Origin of the sequence: Lysinibacillus sp. YS11 (assembly GCF_002896375.1) — a bacterium.
Taxonomy (GTDB): Bacteria; Bacillota; Bacilli; order Bacillales_A; family Planococcaceae; genus Lysinibacillus; species Lysinibacillus capsici.
Genome location: NZ_CP026007.1, coordinates 3008890 through 3026524 on the forward strand (window position 1 = coordinate 3008890; position 17635 = coordinate 3026524).

The 17635-nt window shown below is 37.8% G+C and carries 19 protein-coding genes and 1 riboswitch; of the genes, 3 read left to right on the forward strand and 16 right to left on the reverse strand.

Translation table 11 applies throughout. The annotated features are described in order from the left end of the window. Positions 1-52: 52 nt before the first annotated feature. The 7 genes from LBYS11_RS14940 to rpsU form a co-directional block, all read right to left on the reverse strand. Complete coding sequence (locus LBYS11_RS14940; RefSeq protein ID WP_016994096.1) at positions 53-1009, reverse strand: PhoH family protein; 957 nt, start codon at positions 1007-1009, stop codon at positions 53-55. A 2-nt stretch (positions 1010-1011) separates the two neighbouring features. After that, complete coding sequence (locus LBYS11_RS14945) at positions 1012-2124, reverse strand: sporulation protein YqfD (protein WP_103118452.1); 1113 nt, start codon at positions 2122-2124, stop codon at positions 1012-1014. Next, positions 2114-2374 carry a hypothetical protein gene (locus LBYS11_RS14950; protein WP_048392190.1) on the reverse strand — a complete coding sequence of 87 codons (261 nt, stop codon included), beginning with the start codon at positions 2372-2374 and terminating at the stop codon, positions 2114-2116. The genes LBYS11_RS14945 and LBYS11_RS14950 overlap by 11 nt, the downstream gene beginning before the upstream one ends. Positions 2375-2428: 54 nt before the next feature. Then, a complete protein-coding gene (locus LBYS11_RS14955; RefSeq protein WP_054550098.1) occupies positions 2429-2905 on the reverse strand; it encodes a hypothetical protein in 477 nt (158 codons plus the stop codon). A 25-nt stretch (positions 2906-2930) separates the two neighbouring features. Then, positions 2931-3935: a flotillin-like protein FloA gene (floA, locus tag LBYS11_RS14960; RefSeq protein ID WP_016994103.1), complete on the reverse strand. Its 1005-nt coding sequence runs from the start codon at positions 3933-3935 to the stop codon at positions 2931-2933. A 3-nt stretch (positions 3936-3938) separates the two neighbouring features. Further along, positions 3939-5267 carry an NfeD family protein gene (locus tag LBYS11_RS14965; RefSeq protein WP_048392188.1) on the reverse strand — a complete coding sequence of 443 codons (1329 nt, stop codon included), beginning with the start codon at positions 5265-5267 and terminating at the stop codon, positions 3939-3941. 312 nt (positions 5268-5579) lie between these two features. Continuing rightward, positions 5580-5753 carry a 30S ribosomal protein S21 gene (gene rpsU, locus LBYS11_RS14970; RefSeq protein WP_004227078.1) on the reverse strand — a complete coding sequence of 58 codons (174 nt, stop codon included), beginning with the start codon at positions 5751-5753 and terminating at the stop codon, positions 5580-5582. Between the two features lie 252 nt (positions 5754-6005). Then, a riboswitch (cyclic di-AMP (ydaO/yuaA leader) is annotated at positions 6006-6147 on the forward strand. A 116-nt stretch (positions 6148-6263) separates the two neighbouring features. On the opposite strand from rpsU, the gene LBYS11_RS14975 reads away from it, so the two are divergent. Together LBYS11_RS14975 and LBYS11_RS14980 are read left to right on the forward strand one after the other, a co-directional pair. Beyond that, complete coding sequence (locus LBYS11_RS14975; protein ID WP_103118453.1) at positions 6264-7601, forward strand: TrkH family potassium uptake protein; 1338 nt, start codon at positions 6264-6266, stop codon at positions 7599-7601. Between the two features lie 25 nt (positions 7602-7626). Continuing rightward, positions 7627-8283 (forward strand): potassium channel family protein, encoded by a 657-nt coding sequence (locus LBYS11_RS14980; protein WP_004227067.1) that lies wholly within the window; start codon positions 7627-7629, stop codon positions 8281-8283. Positions 8284-8334: 51 nt separating this feature from the next. On the opposite strand, the gene LBYS11_RS14985 is transcribed toward LBYS11_RS14980, so the two are convergent. The 4 genes from LBYS11_RS14985 to deoC all read right to left on the reverse strand — a co-directional run bounded on the left by LBYS11_RS14985 (position 8335) and on the right by deoC (position 10219). Next, complete coding sequence (locus LBYS11_RS14985; RefSeq protein ID WP_004227065.1) at positions 8335-8904, reverse strand: manganese catalase family protein; 570 nt, start codon at positions 8902-8904, stop codon at positions 8335-8337. 24 nt (positions 8905-8928) lie between these two features. Then, a complete protein-coding gene (locus tag LBYS11_RS14990) occupies positions 8929-9192 on the reverse strand; it encodes a spore coat protein CotJB (RefSeq protein WP_016994107.1) in 264 nt (87 codons plus the stop codon). Beyond that, the gene (locus LBYS11_RS14995) at positions 9185-9412 is read right to left on the reverse strand and encodes a spore coat associated protein CotJA (RefSeq protein ID WP_004227061.1); all 228 of its coding nucleotides are present in this window, start codon (positions 9410-9412) and stop codon (positions 9185-9187) included. Before LBYS11_RS14995 ends, LBYS11_RS14990 begins: the two co-directional genes overlap by 8 nt. Before the next feature lie 135 nt (positions 9413-9547). Further along, positions 9548-10219, reverse strand: coding sequence for a deoxyribose-phosphate aldolase (deoC, locus tag LBYS11_RS15000; protein WP_048392186.1), 672 nt, complete (start codon positions 10217-10219; stop codon positions 9548-9550). A 313-nt stretch (positions 10220-10532) separates the two neighbouring features. Between deoC and mtaB the strand changes: the two genes are divergently transcribed. After that, a complete protein-coding gene (gene mtaB / locus LBYS11_RS15005) occupies positions 10533-11882 on the forward strand; it encodes a tRNA (N(6)-L-threonylcarbamoyladenosine(37)-C(2))-methylthiotransferase MtaB (protein WP_048392185.1) in 1350 nt (449 codons plus the stop codon). A 217-nt stretch (positions 11883-12099) separates the two neighbouring features. On the opposite strand, the gene LBYS11_RS15010 is transcribed toward mtaB, so the two are convergent. The 5 genes from LBYS11_RS15010 to prmA form a co-directional block, all read right to left on the reverse strand. Next, on the reverse strand, positions 12100-12867 hold the full coding sequence (locus LBYS11_RS15010) for a CsxC family protein (RefSeq protein ID WP_054550096.1): 768 nt from the start codon (positions 12865-12867) through the stop codon (positions 12100-12102). 125 nt (positions 12868-12992) lie between these two features. Next, positions 12993-14468, reverse strand: a complete 1476-nt coding sequence (locus LBYS11_RS15015; protein WP_233732093.1) for a BC_2427 family protein — start codon at positions 14466-14468, stop codon at positions 12993-12995. Positions 14469-14778: 310 nt separating this feature from the next. Beyond that, positions 14779-15579, reverse strand: coding sequence for a CsxC family protein (locus tag LBYS11_RS15020; RefSeq protein WP_048392182.1), 801 nt, complete (start codon positions 15577-15579; stop codon positions 14779-14781). Positions 15580-15858: 279 nt separating this feature from the next. Beyond that, positions 15859-16596, reverse strand: a complete 738-nt coding sequence (locus tag LBYS11_RS15025) for a 16S rRNA (uracil(1498)-N(3))-methyltransferase (protein WP_054550094.1) — start codon at positions 16594-16596, stop codon at positions 15859-15861. An 81-nt stretch (positions 16597-16677) separates the two neighbouring features. Then, the gene (prmA, locus tag LBYS11_RS15030; RefSeq protein ID WP_004227050.1) at positions 16678-17619 is read right to left on the reverse strand and encodes a 50S ribosomal protein L11 methyltransferase; all 942 of its coding nucleotides are present in this window, start codon (positions 17617-17619) and stop codon (positions 16678-16680) included. Between the last annotated feature and the right edge of the window lie 16 nt (positions 17620-17635).

Here is a 17635-nt window from a genome sequence, read left to right on the forward strand (position 1 = left end):
GTTACCCCTGTCGCTTCGCTTTCGGGGCAGACTTTAGAATTGCTACGCAATTCTAAAGTTGCTGTTCTTCGTAGGCTTGAATGATTTTGGCTACGATTGGGTGACGTACGACATCGCCTTGTTCTAGTACTTGGAAATGAATAGATTTAACATATTTTAATGTACGTTCTGCTACAATCAAGCCAGATTCTGTATTTTTGGGTAAGTCGATTTGCGTTTTATCACCTGTGATGACCATTTTAGAGCCGAAGCCTAGACGAGTTAGGAACATTTTCATTTGTTGATGTGTTGTATTTTGTGCTTCATCTAAAATAACAAAGGCATCATCTAATGTACGGCCACGCATATAGGCTAAAGGGGCGATTTCAATCGTTCCTCGTTCAATTAGCCGCTGTGTTTGTTCTGAGCCGTAGATGTCATTTAAAGCGTCATAGAGAGGTCGAAGATATGGATCAACCTTTTCCTTTAAATCTCCTGGAAGAAAGCCTAGAGACTCTCCAGCTTCAACAGCAGGGCGAGTTAAAATAATTCTCTTAACATGGCCGTTTTTAAGTGCCTGTGTTGCCATGACTACCGCTAAATACGTTTTCCCAGTACCGGCTGGACCAATACCGAAAACAACGTCTTTATGACGGATTGCTTGTATGTATTCTCGTTGACCAATTGTTTTTGCACGAATTGACTTACCTTTCGTTGTGCGTGCTATTTCTTCATCATATAGTTCTGCAAAATACTCGATTGTTCCTTTTTGTGTCATTTCAATAGCTGTTGTGACATCACGTTGATCAATATTAATTCCTTTGCGAATGACCTTCAATAAAGCATGCAGAAGAAATGTTGCCTGTTCCTTAGCATTTTCTTCACCCGCAAGTTGAATTTGTTCACCACGCGTAATGATATGAACATTAAGTGCTTCTTCAACTAATTTCATATTTGCATCGGAAATACCTAGTAGCATAACCGCTTCATTTGGATTATCCACCTGTAATACAGTTAACTGTTCTGACATAATCATTCTCCTTGTAGGCCTTGTATTGGACTTGCAATGTTTTCATTGACTAAAAATAGAACTTTCCCTTCAACTGTACCATTCCCCCACTTTGCCTGTAAAAGGTTTTCTTTCTTGATGATTGTTTTTGCAGGTAACGAACGTAATACTTTTTCATGCAATAAAGGAATCAGCAATGACTCAATTTTCGATTCATCCAACTCTACTTGCATCGTTTTCGTCTGTTGCTCCTCTACAATTGAAACATAGGGAGATAGCCAATTCGGTAAATCCTTTCTTTGTACATAATCCGCCTTTTCCTGATGTATACCCTTTATCAACACTCGCCATTGCTTTTGCTGCAAGGTTTCTACGGTAATTTTTGTTGGAATTTTAAATGAACATTCAAGCCAATAGTCTGCATAAACCTCTCCCTTCGCCCCTACAAAAACTTGATCTGTGCCACTTTCTAATACACCACTTACGAGGACGTCACCCTCGTAGGCTGTATCATTTACTGAAATTTTTCGCTCGCCATGCTGTATATTAAAGTGTGTAATGACACCACTTTTCGTTGCTACTATATGGGAGGCTAATTTATCAGTTGTTTGCTCTGTTTGTTTAGGTGATTCTTGTGGTCTCAAAATTACTCGTCCGCCATGTTTATCAATATGAACCCATGATAGCTCTCGGTGTTGCTCTAACAGCTTTTGTCGTATAACCGTATTGGAAGGTAACTTTTTTTGAGATAAAGGGGTTTCTAATTGAAAGGTTTCATGAAAGGTCTTACCTAAACGCTGCTCTAGTTCTGGTGTTGCGGCTTCTATGTCCACTCGCCATATGATTTGTGCACAAAGAATTGGAATAGCAATCATAAAGGCTAAGCCCAATAAAGTCCAAATTTGCGCTCGAAAAACTTGAAGCTCATCTGCATAAAATACAGCCATTTTTAAGCGAAAACGTCTTCGTACACGGCGAATTTTTGGTAGATAATGCATCGTTGTTTCAAAGGAAACTTCTTGCTCACGAAAGACAACACGCTTTAATGGGACATGTTGAGCGTGCAATGCTTGAATAAAAGGATGAACATTTTCATGGCGCTTTATACGTATAATAATTGGCCGATTATTCCACATTTTTGCTCACACCCATATTCTTTGTCATTTTCATATGAAGCTCCTGTAGATTGTCAACAGTGAGATGTAGCATTTCTTCTTTGAGCGCATTGATTGTCACTGAATCCGCATTGACAGTAATATGATAATCTGCATAGACAAACGAACAGGTCGTCGCATCTGCATGAATAAAACGGTAGGGTCCAATAATTTTTAATGATTCGTATTCTAACAACTCAAGTAGTGGCGTTAATTGAAATAATTTTTTCATAAAAAATGCCTCCTTCTTCGGCAATATATGCATCGAAAAAGGAGGACATGCTAGTTATTTTCTTTTTGATTTCGGTGGCCCTAATATTTCAGCCATCACGATTGCTTGCATAAGATCATTTTTAGATTGAGGTAGTTGTAAAGTCGAATTTGTGCCAACTGATTGCACTTCTTTTTTTCCAGCAGCTAATCGTCCTCGACCTTCTCGATTAGAAGAACGGCTAGGGATATCTGCTGGAATGACAGCTGGAGCAACATAGCTTGGTATTTCCCTTTTCACTTGTTCTTCAACAAATTTTTTAGGCTCCTCGACTTTCTCATTTTCTGGAATCCAATCTCCTATAAATTCTCGTGCAAAATCTTCAAAACTCTGTGCTTTCCCAGTACGATGTGGTGCTTTCTCCGTAACTGGAGGCTCCACCACGGTGTCTTTATTAAAAGGAGGCATCTGCTTCTGAGGCTTTTTATTTTTTGATTTTCCGAAAATAGAGCTGACTATGGCTATTATGGCGAAGATTATTAACTGTTCCATATGTTAGTTTCGCTCCTTTCCGTTATTAAGCATTGGGTTCATTTTTTTCAGGTTTATCATTGCTTACTTTTGAGATAGAGTCGCGCATCGCTGTATCTGCTTGGATATTGCGATAGTTCATATAATCCATAATGCCAAGATTACCAGAACGTAAGGCTTCAGCCATCGCTTGTGGTACTTCCGCTTCTGCTTCTACTACTTTTGCCTTCATCTCTTGAACACGTGCAATCATTTCTTGCTCGTTTGCTACAGCCATTGCACGACGTTCCTCAGCTTTTGCTTGCGCAATGTTTTTATCAGCTTGTGCTTGTTCAATTTGTAATTCAGCCCCGATGTTTTTACCGATATCTACATCCGCAATATCAATGGATAAGATTTCAAAGGCTGTTCCTGAATCCAAACCTTTAGATAAAACCGTTTGTGAAATCATATCTGGATTTTCTAATACTTCTGTATGACTAGTAGCCGAACCAATTGTAGAAACGATCCCTTCCCCTACACGGGCAATAACTGTTTCTTCACCAGCACCACCGACTAAACGCTCGATGTTGGCACGCACGGTAATACGAGCCTTTGCTTTTACCTCAATCCCGTTCATTGCTACACCTGAAATGAAAGGTGTTTCAATAACTTTTGGATTAACAGACATTTGAACAGCTTCTAATACATCACGCCCAGCTAAATCGATTGCTGCACAACGTTCAAATGACAGCTCAATATTGGCACGGTGAGCCGCAATTAAGGCATTCACTACACGGTCAACATTACCACCTGCTAAATAGTGACTCTCTAACTGATTAATCGTTACAGGTAAACCTGCTTTATGTGCTTTAATCAACGGATTAACAATTCGAGAAGGGATTACACGACGCAATCGCATCCCAATTAATGTAAAAATGCTCACACGTACACCTGCTGCTAATGCAGAAATCCACAATGCAACGGGTACAAAGGTAAAGAATACCGCAAGCACAATGAATAAAATAACTAGTCCAGCAATAGGACCAATCAAAGCTAAATCAAAACCCATTTTCTATTCCTCCATCTCTTTATCTGTTTGTCTCACAACAATGCGTGAGCCTTCAACTTTAATAATTTCTACATGTTGATTGGCATCGATATAGCCACCTTCTGATACAATATCAATGCGTTCACTACCAAGTACCATTGTTCCAGATGGACGAAGTGGTGTAAGCGTTTTCCCAATTTTTCCTAACAGTTCTGTGCGATTCACATTGGATACATACCCTTCTTCTGTCGTGGTTGCATCCATTAACACAAGCCTGTTTAAGACATGCAGTTTTTTTCCGAAAAATTTCATCAGAATCACCATTCCTATCATCGCTATCACAAGCGCAATGAGAATTGCTACTATCATTTGCATCATATTTGCACCTGCCAGTATCAGACTTAGTACTATTAAGACACCACCTAAAATACCAACAATTCCACCGGGGACAAAAAACTCTGCAATTAAAAGGGCTAAGCCAACAATAAATAACAATAATGTTTCATATCCCGCAAAGCCGGCCACCATATGTCCAAAGAAAAATAAACCAAGTGCTGATAAGCCCATTATACCTGGAACACCAAATCCTGGCGAATAAAGCTCCATCACAAGTCCTAAGCTAGCGATAGACAATAGAATAGGTACAATGATGGGATTTGTAATAAAACGAGCTAACTTTTCAGAAAAGGTTGGTTCAATGGGAACAACATCACTACCATTCAAGTTGGTTACTTCTAAAAGCTCCTGAAAATCTTTAACCGTCCCTTCAGAATATTTAACCTTTGCTGCCTCTGAGGCTGATAGGGTTAACAAATTCTTTCCGCCAGCACGGTATTCTGGTAGTTCATAGTTGGTATCTGCCATTGCTAATGCATACTTAGGGTCGCGCCCTGACGTTTCTGCTGCTGCTTTCATTTGAGCAAGCCAAGCGCTATTGGCCTTTAGGTCGGCTGCATTACCTGCAGAATCGATAACTGCCGCTGCACCGATTGTTCCATTTGGAACCATGTAGATCTCATCCGCATGTAAGGCTAAAAACGCTCCTGCTGAGTGCGCATCCTTATTAATATAAGCAATCGTTTTTATTTGCGTTGCATCCATAAGCATGGCGATATCGCTTGCTGCATTCACAAAACCGCCAGGCGTATGTATTTCTAAGATAATCGCCTCTGCATTGTTTTCTTCAGCCTCTTTAAAAGCTCGTTCTAAAAATGCATGAAGTCCTCGCTCTACTTCATTATGAATCGGAACATGATAAACCTTATTACTGGCAAAAGCCGAAGTTAATGGAAACGCTAACAAAAAAGTCATCCATATCACTAGTAAATAGCTGAGGATTCTCCGTTTTCGCATCTTTTTCCCTCCCTTCTAACATGCCTCTCCTCTGTATATACGGTCAATCATGCGAAAAGTTTCACAAATCTTAAAAAATTTATTAATTATTTATCATTCGATCTAATGCCAATTACTAACACTTAGTATGTGCAAAAAAGCCGAATGAATCAAAGTGATTTCATTCGGCTTTTTCATATGTACGTAAAGTTGAGCAATGTAAAATACCTGAAATTAATCAAAAATGTGATTAATTTCAGGTATAACTTTGTCTGCTCAGTGAATCATACAATTGCGTGTTATGAACGTAGGGATTTTTAATGGGAAATTAAATTACCACTTACGTTTACGTGCAGCTTCTGATTTCTTTTTACGTTTTACGCTAGGTTTTTCGTAGAACTCGCGCTTTCTAACTTCTTGAATTGTACCACTTTTTGATACAGTACGTTTGAAGCGGCGAAGAGCATCTTCAAGCGATTCGTTTTTGCGAACGACAGTTTTTGACATCTCTCTTTCCCTCCCTCCGAACACACGTCAATACACAATTAGGCAAATCACCTTCTGTTGTGTACTAAAAAATTATATCGTATTGTCTAATAATGGTCAATAGAAAGTATGCGAAATTATCAAGTGAATTTTTGGTTTTATTTTTGCTCGAATTATTCACACACAATTCGCCCACAATAAAAATAATTACATTTTCTTAACAATTAAGGGGTTTACAAAAAATAGAATAAAGGCGTAGAATAATCACATTCAATTTCATATCGGCCAAATCTCAACTATTTGAGAACGGAGGAACCAATCTTTTGGGGTTAATTCTGCTTTAGCAGAAGGGATGAGAAAGCTCTTTCGCCATCCTACCCGTCAGCTAACTTCGTCGGCTAAAGCGAAGGAGGTCGTTATTGACCACCATTATTAGCATGCTTTCTACCCTTTTCATGCTCTAATCGTAGGTCTTTTTATTATGCCATCTAACAAACAGTTGTTTACTATTCAGAATTGAGGAAATATTAAATGAACAATTTTAAAAGAGCATTAAATCCTCCCAAAGTTCTTGTATTGGGCTTTGCCCTTATCATTGCCATAGGTACGTTTCTTTTAACAATGCCATTTTCTACTGAGGATGGGAAGGGTTTGCCCTTTTTAGATGCTTTATTCACTGCTACATCAGCTACTTGTGTCACAGGTTTAATTGTAGTTGATACAGGTGATACCTTCTCTATTTTTGGCGAAGTGGTCCTTTTATTCTTAATCCAAATTGGCGGTTTAGGATTTATGACATTTGCCACATTATTATTTTTACTGCTTGGAAAGAAAATTTCATTAAAAGAAAGACTGCTGCTTAAAGAAGCATTTAATAATATCTCCATTGCTGGTCTTGTTCGATTAGTGAAAAGAATATTACTCTTTACAGCATGTATTGAAATAATCGGTGGTCTAATTCTATCGATTCGTTTTTCTTTTGAAATGCCTATTGGAAAGGCCCTTTATTTTGGATTTTTTCATGCCATATCCAACTTCAACAACGCGGGCTTCGATTTAATGGGTGGCTTTAACGGAATGACTGCCTATGTTGATGACCCCTTTGTTGTTTTCACCATCTGTGCTCTTATTACAATCGGTGGATTAGGCTTTATTGTGATGAATGAATTGTATGAATATCGTGTAACTAAAAGGCTTTCTGTCCATTCAAAAATAGTCTTAGTAACGACACTTTTGCTCACTGTTAGCGGAACCATTTTGATATTTTTGTTTGAGTATGGCAACCAAAAAACTCTTGGACCATTATCCGAATGGGGTAAAGTATTAGGTTCCCTTTACCAAGCGGTTACACCACGAACTGCTGGCTCCAATACACTGGCTATTGGGGACTTAACGCATTCTACATTATTTTTAATGATTCTTTTCATGTTTATTGGGGCAGGCTCTGGGTCGACTGCTGGAGGTATTAAAATCACAACCTTTGCTGTTTTAGTAGCTACTATGTGGTCACAAATTCGAGGAAAAGAAGATGTCGTTCTCTTTAAACGTAGAATTGTTACTGAAACTATCTTAAAGGCTTTGACGGTTACAATGTGTGGAGGATTAATTGTTGTAGTCGTGACGATTATTCTCAGTATCACGGAACAGCATCATAGCTTTATGATGTACTTATTTGAGGCTACCTCTGCGTTTGGTACTGTTGGTCTTTCGATGGGCCTAACTCCAGAGCTAACACCTGCTGGTCGTCTTCTTCTGATTATTACAATGTTCGCAGGAAGAGTAGGACCATTAACCATTGCTTTTGCCATTGCAAAACGAAGAAAAAAAGAGAGTTTCCGCCACCCAAAAGGAAATATTATGATTGGATAACCAAATGAGAGGAAGACAGAACGCTATGACCATTAAACAATACGCTGTGATTGGCTTAGGTAGATTCGGAACAAGCGTCGCTCGCAGATTGCATGAAGCTGGACAGGAAATATTAGGAATTGATATAAATGAAGAAAGAGTAGAGGATGCCGAACCCTATGTGACTCACGCTGTGGTTGCAGATACAACAGAAGAAAAAGCCTTAAAATCGATTGGTATTGGTAACTTCGATTGTGTTATCGTAGCGATCGGTAATGATATGCAATCTAGTATTTTAACCGTCTCTTTATTAAAAGAGCTAGGGATCAAAAAAGTGATCGCAAAGGCACTTGGTAAAAGACATGGACAAGTGTTAGATAAAGTAGGAGCTGATTGGATTATTTACCCAGAAAGAGATATGGGTGAACGTGTAGCTAATCAACTCCTATCCCCAAATATGTTGAATTATATCGAATTATCAAAGGAATACAGCATTGAAGAAATTATGATTCCTTCCAAAATGGCTGGACAAAACCTTCGGGATTTAGACTTGCGCGCAAAATATAACGTCAGTGTAATTGCGATTGTGCGCGAAGGTGAAATTATTATCTCCCCTTCTCCTGAGCAAATTATTGAAAAGGAAGATTTATTAGTAATGATTGGTCATCGAAAAGATCTTAGCTTATTCTCAAATATTCAGTAACCGCAAAAAGGCTGTGTCAAGTTCACCTTGATACAGCCTGCCATTTTTGTCTTAGAAAACTTTCTTTTGATCTCTATCATCTTTTAAAATTTCAACAGCCTCTCTAAAGCGCTGGGAATGAACAATTTCCCGTTCACGTAAAAACTTCAAGCTATCATTTAAATCCGTGTCATCTGATAAGTCAATAATCCATTGATATGTGGCACGTGCCTTTTCTTCGGCTGCTATATCCTCATACAAATCCGCGATAGGGTCACCCTTTGCTTGAATATAGGTTGCTGTGAATGGTACCCCCGAGGCGTTTTGATAAAATAGAGCCCGATCGTGATTTACATAATGATCACCCAATCCAGCTTCTTTCAGCATTTCTGGTGTTGCATCTTTTGTTAGCTTATAAATCATCGTGGCAATCATTTCTAAATGTGAAAATTCCTCTGTTGCTATATCGGTCAATAACCCTACTACTTTGTCAGGAATCGTATAGCGCTGATTCATATAGCGTAGAGCTGCTGCCAGTTCCCCATCCGCTCCTCCATATTGTTCAATTAAAAACTTTGCAAGCATTGGGTTACATGTACTAACTTTTACCGGATACTGGAGTTTCTTTTCATAATACCACAAAGATTTTTCCTCCTAGTCTTTTGTTTAGACTTGCCATGGCCATGGTGTATCAATCCAGTTAAAAGGATAATTCGAATAGCTTCTCCCAAAATTCATGAGTGGTCCATATTTTTGCTCAAAATCAATTTTAAGTTTCATACTTTTCTCTGTATTTTCATTAAATTGCTGAATGGCGTCATAATCGTGTGGATGAGTGTCTAAATAGAGGTTTAATTCAACAATGACGAAATCAATTGCTTGTATTTCTTCTAATTGCTTATAAAATTCGGGCGGCATCTTTTTAGTCATGCTTCCTCCCTCCTTTTAGGGGAAATGGGTATGGGCTAAACAACTGTGGCCATAGTGTTCCTGCCATTAGCGCTTCTCTGGCGGTTGGAAATTGTGGAAGTCCAGGTGGTTGAAAACCCATATATAGTTGTGGGGGTGTTGCATAATACTTAACTTCTATAGGCTTACAAGGATCAAAGGGGCTAATATAGGGCCTCCAAGACTTATACTGTGTAAACATGACATCCTCCTTTCTGTATTTACATTCATCAGTGGAGTATATGTGTATAGAAAATTATTATGCTGATTAAACACAAAGAAGCCATAAGCTCATGTCAATGTACACATGAGCTTATGGCTCTATAAAAAGATAATATTAATAGTTGGAGTCTGCAATTAAACCATTCATAATAGCTACACCAGAGCTAGCCCCAATACGAGTCGCACCTGCTTCTACCATTTTTTTCATGTCCTCTAAGCTACGAACACCACCTGATGCTTTTACACCAAGTTCTGGACCTACAGTTTTACGCATAAGCGCGATATCCTCTGCTGTTGCTCCACCAGTAGAAAAACCTGTAGATGTTTTCACATAGTCAGCACCCGCTGCTACAGCTAACTCACATGCCTTCACTTTTTCTTCGTCTGTTAGTAAGCATGATTCAATAATGACTTTTACAAGTGCGCTATCTTTAGCTGCTTCTACCACTGCTGCGATATCTGCTTGTACAAGGTCATAGTTTTTATCTTTTAACGCACCGATATTAATAACCATATCTACTTCTTTTGCACCGTTAGCAATGGCGTCTTTTGCTTCAAATGCTTTGACTGCTGGTGTATTGGCACCAAGTGGGAAGCCGATAACCGTACAAACTAACACGTCTGTACCCTGTAATAATTCACTGCTTCGCTTTACCCAAGTTGGATTTACACAAACAGAAGCAAAGTTAAATTGTTTAGCTTCAGCACATAATTTTTCAATTTGTTCTTTTGTTGCCTCAGCCTTTAATAATGTATGATCAATCATACGTGCAAAATTTTTTTCCATTGTTAAACGCTCCTTCATTAAACAAGATGTACGTACCTCTTCGAATCATATCATTTTTTCGCGATGGCGTCTAATTTCTTTCTATATAATGAACACCCAAATATAAACATTCCAGAACGAGTCATGTTTATCTGAAGTCCTCAAAAGATTATATAGAAAGTGATAACTTAATTATTTCACAAAAAAATCTTATATGTACTGATTTTATAAGGATTATGTTATCATAAATCACGTATCTAAAATATGTACAACGAAAAACTTATTAAATGTTTGGAAACACAAGGTAATGTGAATTGAAAGGATGATATATATCATGAGTAACGAGCGATCAAAAATCGTGAGTTTTCATACTCTAGGTTGTAAAGTAAATCATTACGAAACAGAAGCAATTTGGCAGCTGTTTAAAGAAGAAGGCTATGATCGAACAGAATTTGATCAACAAGCAGACGTTTACGTCATTAATACATGCACAGTTACGAATACTGGAGATAAAAAATCACGTCAGGTTATTCGTCGAGCAATTCGCCAAAATCCGGATGCAGTTATTTGTGTAACAGGATGCTATGCACAAACATCCCCTGCAGAAATTATGGCAATCCCTGGTGTTGATATTGTTGTTGGAACACAAGATCGTACGAAATTACTTGGTTATATTGAACAATATCGTGCGGAACGACAACCGATTAATGCTGTACGTAATATTATGAAAAACCGAGTATACGAAGAATTAGATGTACCAGCATTTACAGACCGTACACGTGCTTCGTTAAAAATCCAAGAAGGCTGTAACAATTTCTGTACATTTTGTATTATTCCATGGGCACGTGGTTTAATGCGTTCTCGTGACCCACAAGAGGTATTACATCAAGCACAGCAATTAGTAGATGCTGGTTATCTTGAAATTGTCTTAACTGGTATTCATACAGGTGGCTATGGTCAGGATTTAAAAGATTATAATCTTGCTCAATTACTACGTGATTTAGAGGCCAATGTAACAGGCTTAAAGCGTCTTCGTATTTCATCTATTGAGGCTAGTCAATTAACAGATGAAGTAATTGAAGTACTACGTGAATCAAAGATTGTCGTGAATCATTTACACATCCCTATTCAATCTGGTTCTGATACGGTATTAAAACGTATGCGTCGTAAATATACAATGGAGTTCTTCGGTGAACGTTTAACAAAATTACATGAGGCTTTACCTGATTTAGCTGTTACTTCTGATGTAATCGTTGGTTTTCCAGGTGAGACAGAGGAAGAGTTTATGGACACATATAACTTTATTCGCGATCATAAATTTTCTGAGCTACACGTTTTCCCATTCTCTCCTCGTACAGGAACCCCTGCTGCACGTATGGAAGATCAAATTGATGAAGACATTAAAAATGAGCGTGTGCATCGACTCATCTCTTTAAACGATCAGCTAGCAAAAGAGTATGCTTCTCGTTTTGAAGATCAAGTGCTAGAAGTTATCCCTGAAGAATTTGTGCATGATGACAGTGAAGAAGAAGGCCTTCTAACAGGCTATACAGACAATTACTTAAAAGTAGTTTTTGAGGGTCCAGAAAGTCTAATTGGACAACTTGTAAAAGTAAAAATTACACAAGCAGGCTACCCTCACTCAAAAGGACAATTTGTACGCGTTTTAGAAACAGTGAAATAAATAGTGAAAAAAGGGTTGCCCATTTTATATGGCAACCCTTTTTCCTTTTAATGAAGCTAATCATTCACTTGTATTTTGATTTTTCATAATATTGATAGATGCTTTTAAAGATTGACAGCTCCTATAAGAAAATTAGTAGTACAAACAAAATATCCATCTGTACTACCAGCTTTGTTAATATATTATAATATTCTACTGTCCTCTAAACTAGCATTTATCAAGGACTAGGAGGAGGTGTAAGTCCTAAAAGAACAGGCGTTATTACGCTACTGCCAGCACCAAGGCGGATTTGTTGCACTTGCAATACTTTTACAGTAAGTTCTAAGACAATTTTTTCACGTAATGTGCTGAATGTCCCTTCAGGAGCCGCCATAATCGGTGAAAAATCAAGTTCAAAGAAGTTGGCAGCTACTAATTCACCAAATGGTTGTTCATTGTATTTAACAAGATTTTGGAAGAAAGCCTTATCTAATCGAGCATCCATTTGTGTTCTTTCGTTAAGGAAGTTCGCTTCAGCAAACTCGGAAATGCCTAAGATTGGTGTTGCGCCTCCAGGTGTTTGTGGGAAAATAAGATCTGTAAAACCAGAAAACGGAACGTCAGCAATTCTATCTCGAAGTGCCCCATTACATGCTGATGAAGCATATTCAATATTTTTCCGAATATGTCCTGCTACAAATAATTTAGCTCTTGTTACTCTAAAGAAATCAGTGCCACCAATACGTGCAAAGCTAACTGGTACAAGTTTCACTTGATTTAGGAAGACATTCTTTTTCACTCGTTTGATTTCTGTAGCAGCAGGGCTAAGTGTAATATCCGACTCAACAACGATTTGCAGTGTTGGTTCTGCCAATACAACTGGAACTTTGATAGTTGGCGTTGTAACTGGTGTAGTGACTACTGGTGTAATCTCATTCGTTAATGGAATTTGTTCAGTTGATGTTACAGGACAAGGTTGAAATTGGCTTTCTAATTGATCGCTCAAAAAATTCCCTCATTTCATTTTTTTAGTATTAGAGAGCTCTCCTATCGCTAGAATATGTAGCATTTAAATCTATACATGGACGTATATATTAGTTTTATTTTTTATTTGAATTAAGGGATAAATTTCTATAACCCTCCATTACCTTGCCAGTCAAACAGTACTTTAATTTTTTGTACTTGTAACATTTGGATAATTAATTCTAATACTATATTTTGACACAATCGATTGGGATGAATGGCTGACTTATTTTGCGTATTAGATACCCTATACTCAATATTATGCTGTATGTAGCCTTCTATAAATAAATTCCCCTTTAATACAGTTCTTGTTCCATTTCCCAATGACTGGGATCTATGAATAGGTACAAATCTACAATCGGATAGTACTACCTCATTTGTGATCTCTTTAACCTCTTCAATTCCTTTATCAAAAGCAATTTTTTCCTCCATACATATTTCTATTTTGTATTCCCCTAGCACAACAGGAACTCGTATATGTATAAAAGGCTCAGAGGAGTTAATTTCTCCTTTTTTAATTGCTTGTGAGTTATGTAAGGGAACTACTACTGATTTAAACGGATGCTGCTCACTACCATTTTTTTTATTAGTATCAGTTCTCATTAAAGAAATCATTTGATTAATGTTGGAGCTAACCAAACGACAATCTGGTTGTTCAGGGTAAATCGAAATCGTTTGGAGTAGCTTCGTCTGATGTTGGGGAGATAGGTTATCATTTAAATCAAGAAAATCAAATATTGTATTTTGAACATTTTCACCATAAATAGGAGCATGAAGAAAATCGTTAATTTCTACATAAGTAGAAAAGGGACTTTTTTGGATAATGGTGCATACTTCTCCTTGTAAAGACTTTGCAATCTCTTTATTACGATTTGGAGGATTGTTTTTCTCCTTTTCTGCTATATCATCCAAATGCATATTATTTTCAGCCTCTGACAGAGCTCTATTGAAAGATTTTGGATTATTGTCTGATTGGGCTGTTGAATTTTGTTCTTCAAGGGAGTTCTCATCACTATCTAGTAGATGGTCAATTTCTACCTTTGTTGGACTGGGTACACTTTGATTGCATGCTATCTGGTCTAAAGTTAATTCCTCTACATGGTTCTCATCCATATGTCGGAAATTTTCTTCGTTCTCCTTAACATTCGCTTCTATAGGTATGGACGCTAATTGCTCTAATAAGGTCACTTTTGTGTGACTATCATCGATATCTAGAGGATGTTCGTTTTCTTGCTCAACATTTGTTTCTTTAGATATAGGTAGATCTTCATTAGATGCTAATAGCTCTGCTAAGCTAGCATCCTCCCTGAAGTTCTCAAAATTTGGGTGATGTTCGTTTTCTTCCTCAATAATCGGCTCCATAGGTTCGGGGAGCTCTTCATTAGAGATTATATGGTCTGTTAAAGTTGATTCCTCTGTAATTGGTTTATCTTCTATTTCATCAAGCAGATTATTATTTCCATTAAAAGTCTGTTCAAATGGAGATTCGTCATCTATTTTAGTTTGATACCTCCACTCAGTGTATTTATTTTGTTTAGAGGATATTTTTTTCATCTCTCTAAAATTAATCCATGGAGTTGCCATTCATTCACTCCCAAATAATGATTTGACAAAAAAAGCATAACAATCAATTTTTAATCCATTAGCTAATTCTTCTGATGCGATTATGTTAGGACAATTGAAAATCTACAATACTAATTACAATCCATATTATGCAATATTTTTACTTTTGTCACAGTCCCACTATGAGATACAATTGGAAGGCGCATGTCCTTATCTTGCCAAAAAAAAGCAGTTAAAAGTTCGAGTAAAAGTGAACTTTCAACTGCCCAACAACATATTTGATTTTATATCAGTATTATTGTTACCATTTTTACTCCACTACATAAAAAAATTAACAAGGCTCAGTAGGCGGAATCATATCAGGAACAATTGGTGTTGCTGGTGGAGTAAGCCCTGGTAGAACAGGTGTTACTACACTACTTCCAGCGCCCAAACGGATTTGTTGTACTTGCAATACTTTTACAGTAAGTTCTAATACAATTTTTTCACGTAATGTGCTGAATGCTTCTTCAGGAGCTGCCATAATCGGTGAAAAATCAAGTTCAAAGAAATTGGCTGCTACTAATTCACCAAATGGTTGTTCATTGTATTTAACGAGATTTTGGAAGAAAGCCTTATCTAATCGAGCATCCATTTGTGTTCTTTCGTTAAGGAAGTTCGCTTCGGCAAACTCAGAAATGCCTAAAATTGGTGTAGCGCCTCCTGCTGTTTGCGGAAATATAAGATCTGTAAAACCTGAAAACGGAACATCAGCAATTCTATCCTGAAGGGCCCCATTACATGCTGATGAAGCATATTCGATATTTTTCCGAATATGTCCTGCTACAAATAATTTAGCTCGTGTTACTCTAAAGAAATCAGTGTTAGCAATACGTGCAAAGCTAACTGGTACCAATTTCACTTGATTTAGAAAGACATTCTTTTTCACTCGTTTAATCTCTGTCGCTGCAGGACTAAGTGTAATATCGGACTCGACAACGATTTGCAGTGTTGGTTCTGCCAGTACAACTGGAATTTTAATAGTTGGCGTCGTAAGTGGTGTAGTAACTAGTGGTGTAATCTCATTCGTTAAGGGTATTTGTTCAGTTGATGTTACTGGACAAGGTTGAATCTGATTAAATTGTTCACTCAAAAAATTCCCTCATTTCAATATAGTATTAGTGAGCTCTCCTATCGCTAGAGTATGTCGCAATTAAATCTATGTATGGACATTGAACTTGTTCTTTTACATATTTTATTTGGAATGTTTGAGGTTGTGATTTTCCCGGTTGATCTTACACAATGGGCTAAAACTCCATTTAAGCAGGGATTTAACGCAGACCCCCTTCAAATATGATTTACGTAAAAAAACCACTTAATAATATTAAGTGGCTTTCTCTAAGTTATGTTGATAATAAATTATACATAGCTGTTATTCAAATTCATAGGATATGGCAGACAGTGCGTATAATGGCGCTGTTTCTGCTCGTAAAATTCTCGGTCCTAATGACATCGTTTGAGCGCCTGCTTGTAATAGCGCTTCTGATTCTTGACGAGAAATGCCCCCCTCAGGACCAAAGATAATAAGTATTGATTTCGACTTCATATCATACACGTTTTTTAGCTTCTCCGCAAACCTTGTGCGCTTTTCAGCCTTTGCATCCTCTTCATCAGCAATAAAAACGGCATCGAAATGATCTATTTGTTGTACTAGCTGTTTAAATGATATAGGTTCAAAAACTGTTGGAATATGCGTACGGTGAGCTTGTTCCGCAGCTTCCTTAGCAATTTTCTGTAATCTTTCTTGCTTTTTTGCTCCTTTTTTCTTGTCCCATTTCACAATGGAGCGCTCAGCTTCAAAGGGTAATAAAGCAAACATTCCTAGCTCTGTGGCTTTTTGGGTAATAAGCTCCAGCTTATCACCCTTCGGTAAACCACATGCTACTGTTACTTGAATGGGTAACTCTGGGGAAGGGATTGTTTGTCCAGTCGCTTCAATGACAACCTCATCCCCTTCAAATCCTTCAATTGTGCATATATACGCAGTGTTTTGTGCAACAACTACAATGTTGTCGCCTTGCTTCATACGCATCACTCGTTCAATATGCCGTGCATCTTCTCCACTAATACGTGCATTTTCGATAGCTGTCTCAATAAAATAACGTTGCATGCCACACAGTCCTTTCTAGCAAGAAAGGAAAACGCCAAATCACAAGCACACGGCTCACGATTTGGCGCTTCCTCAGTCATGTTATAGTGGACGACGGGCAATAATGGCTACCCAATCTTCCATTAATAATACTTCTTCAATCACAAAGCCTGAAGCTTCTAGTGCTACTTTCACATCATCTCGTTTTGCACCGATGATGCCCGAAGTGACATATAATCCACCTGGTTTTACAATTGTATACGCGTCATCTGTGAAGGACATGATGATTTCAGCCAAAATATTAGCGACTACTACATCTGCTGGTTCTTTTACAGTATCCAATAAGTTACCATGGAACACTGCCACCTTATCTTCCACTTTATTTAATGCTACATTTTCTCGCGCTGAACGTACAGCTACCTCATCTAAATCAAGCGCATGCACACTTTTGGCACCAAGTAATGCTGCACCAATAGACAATACACCCGATCCTGTACCGATATCAACAACTGTATCCCCTTCTTTAATGACCTTTTCAAGTCCTTGTAAACACATTACCGTTGTTGGGTGGGTACCTGTACCAAATGCCATACCAGGGTCTAATTCAATAATTAGTTCATCTGTTGAAACAGGTGTGTATTCCTCCCATGTCGGTACGATAGTAAAGCGTTCAGAAATCTTAACAGGATGGTAGTATTGCTTCCAGGCCGTTGCCCAATCTTCTTCATTGACTTCCACAATGGATACCACATTTTCACCGATATCAATGTTAAAGTTCGTTAAATTTGTGATAGCTGCTTTTATTTCTTCGACTGTTTCATTTAAAAAACTAGACTCTGATAAATAAGCTTTAACAATCACGCCATCTTTCGGAAAATCATCTTCATTTAGCGCATAAATTTCACCATATTGATCTTCACGTGGCTTCGCAAACTCTGCAGAATCTTCGATGACAACACCACTTGCACCTGCTTCATGCAAAATATTCGAAATTGCTTCTACCGCATCATTTTTTGTATGAATGGATAATTCTGACCACTTCACGTAGCTCTTCAGCTCC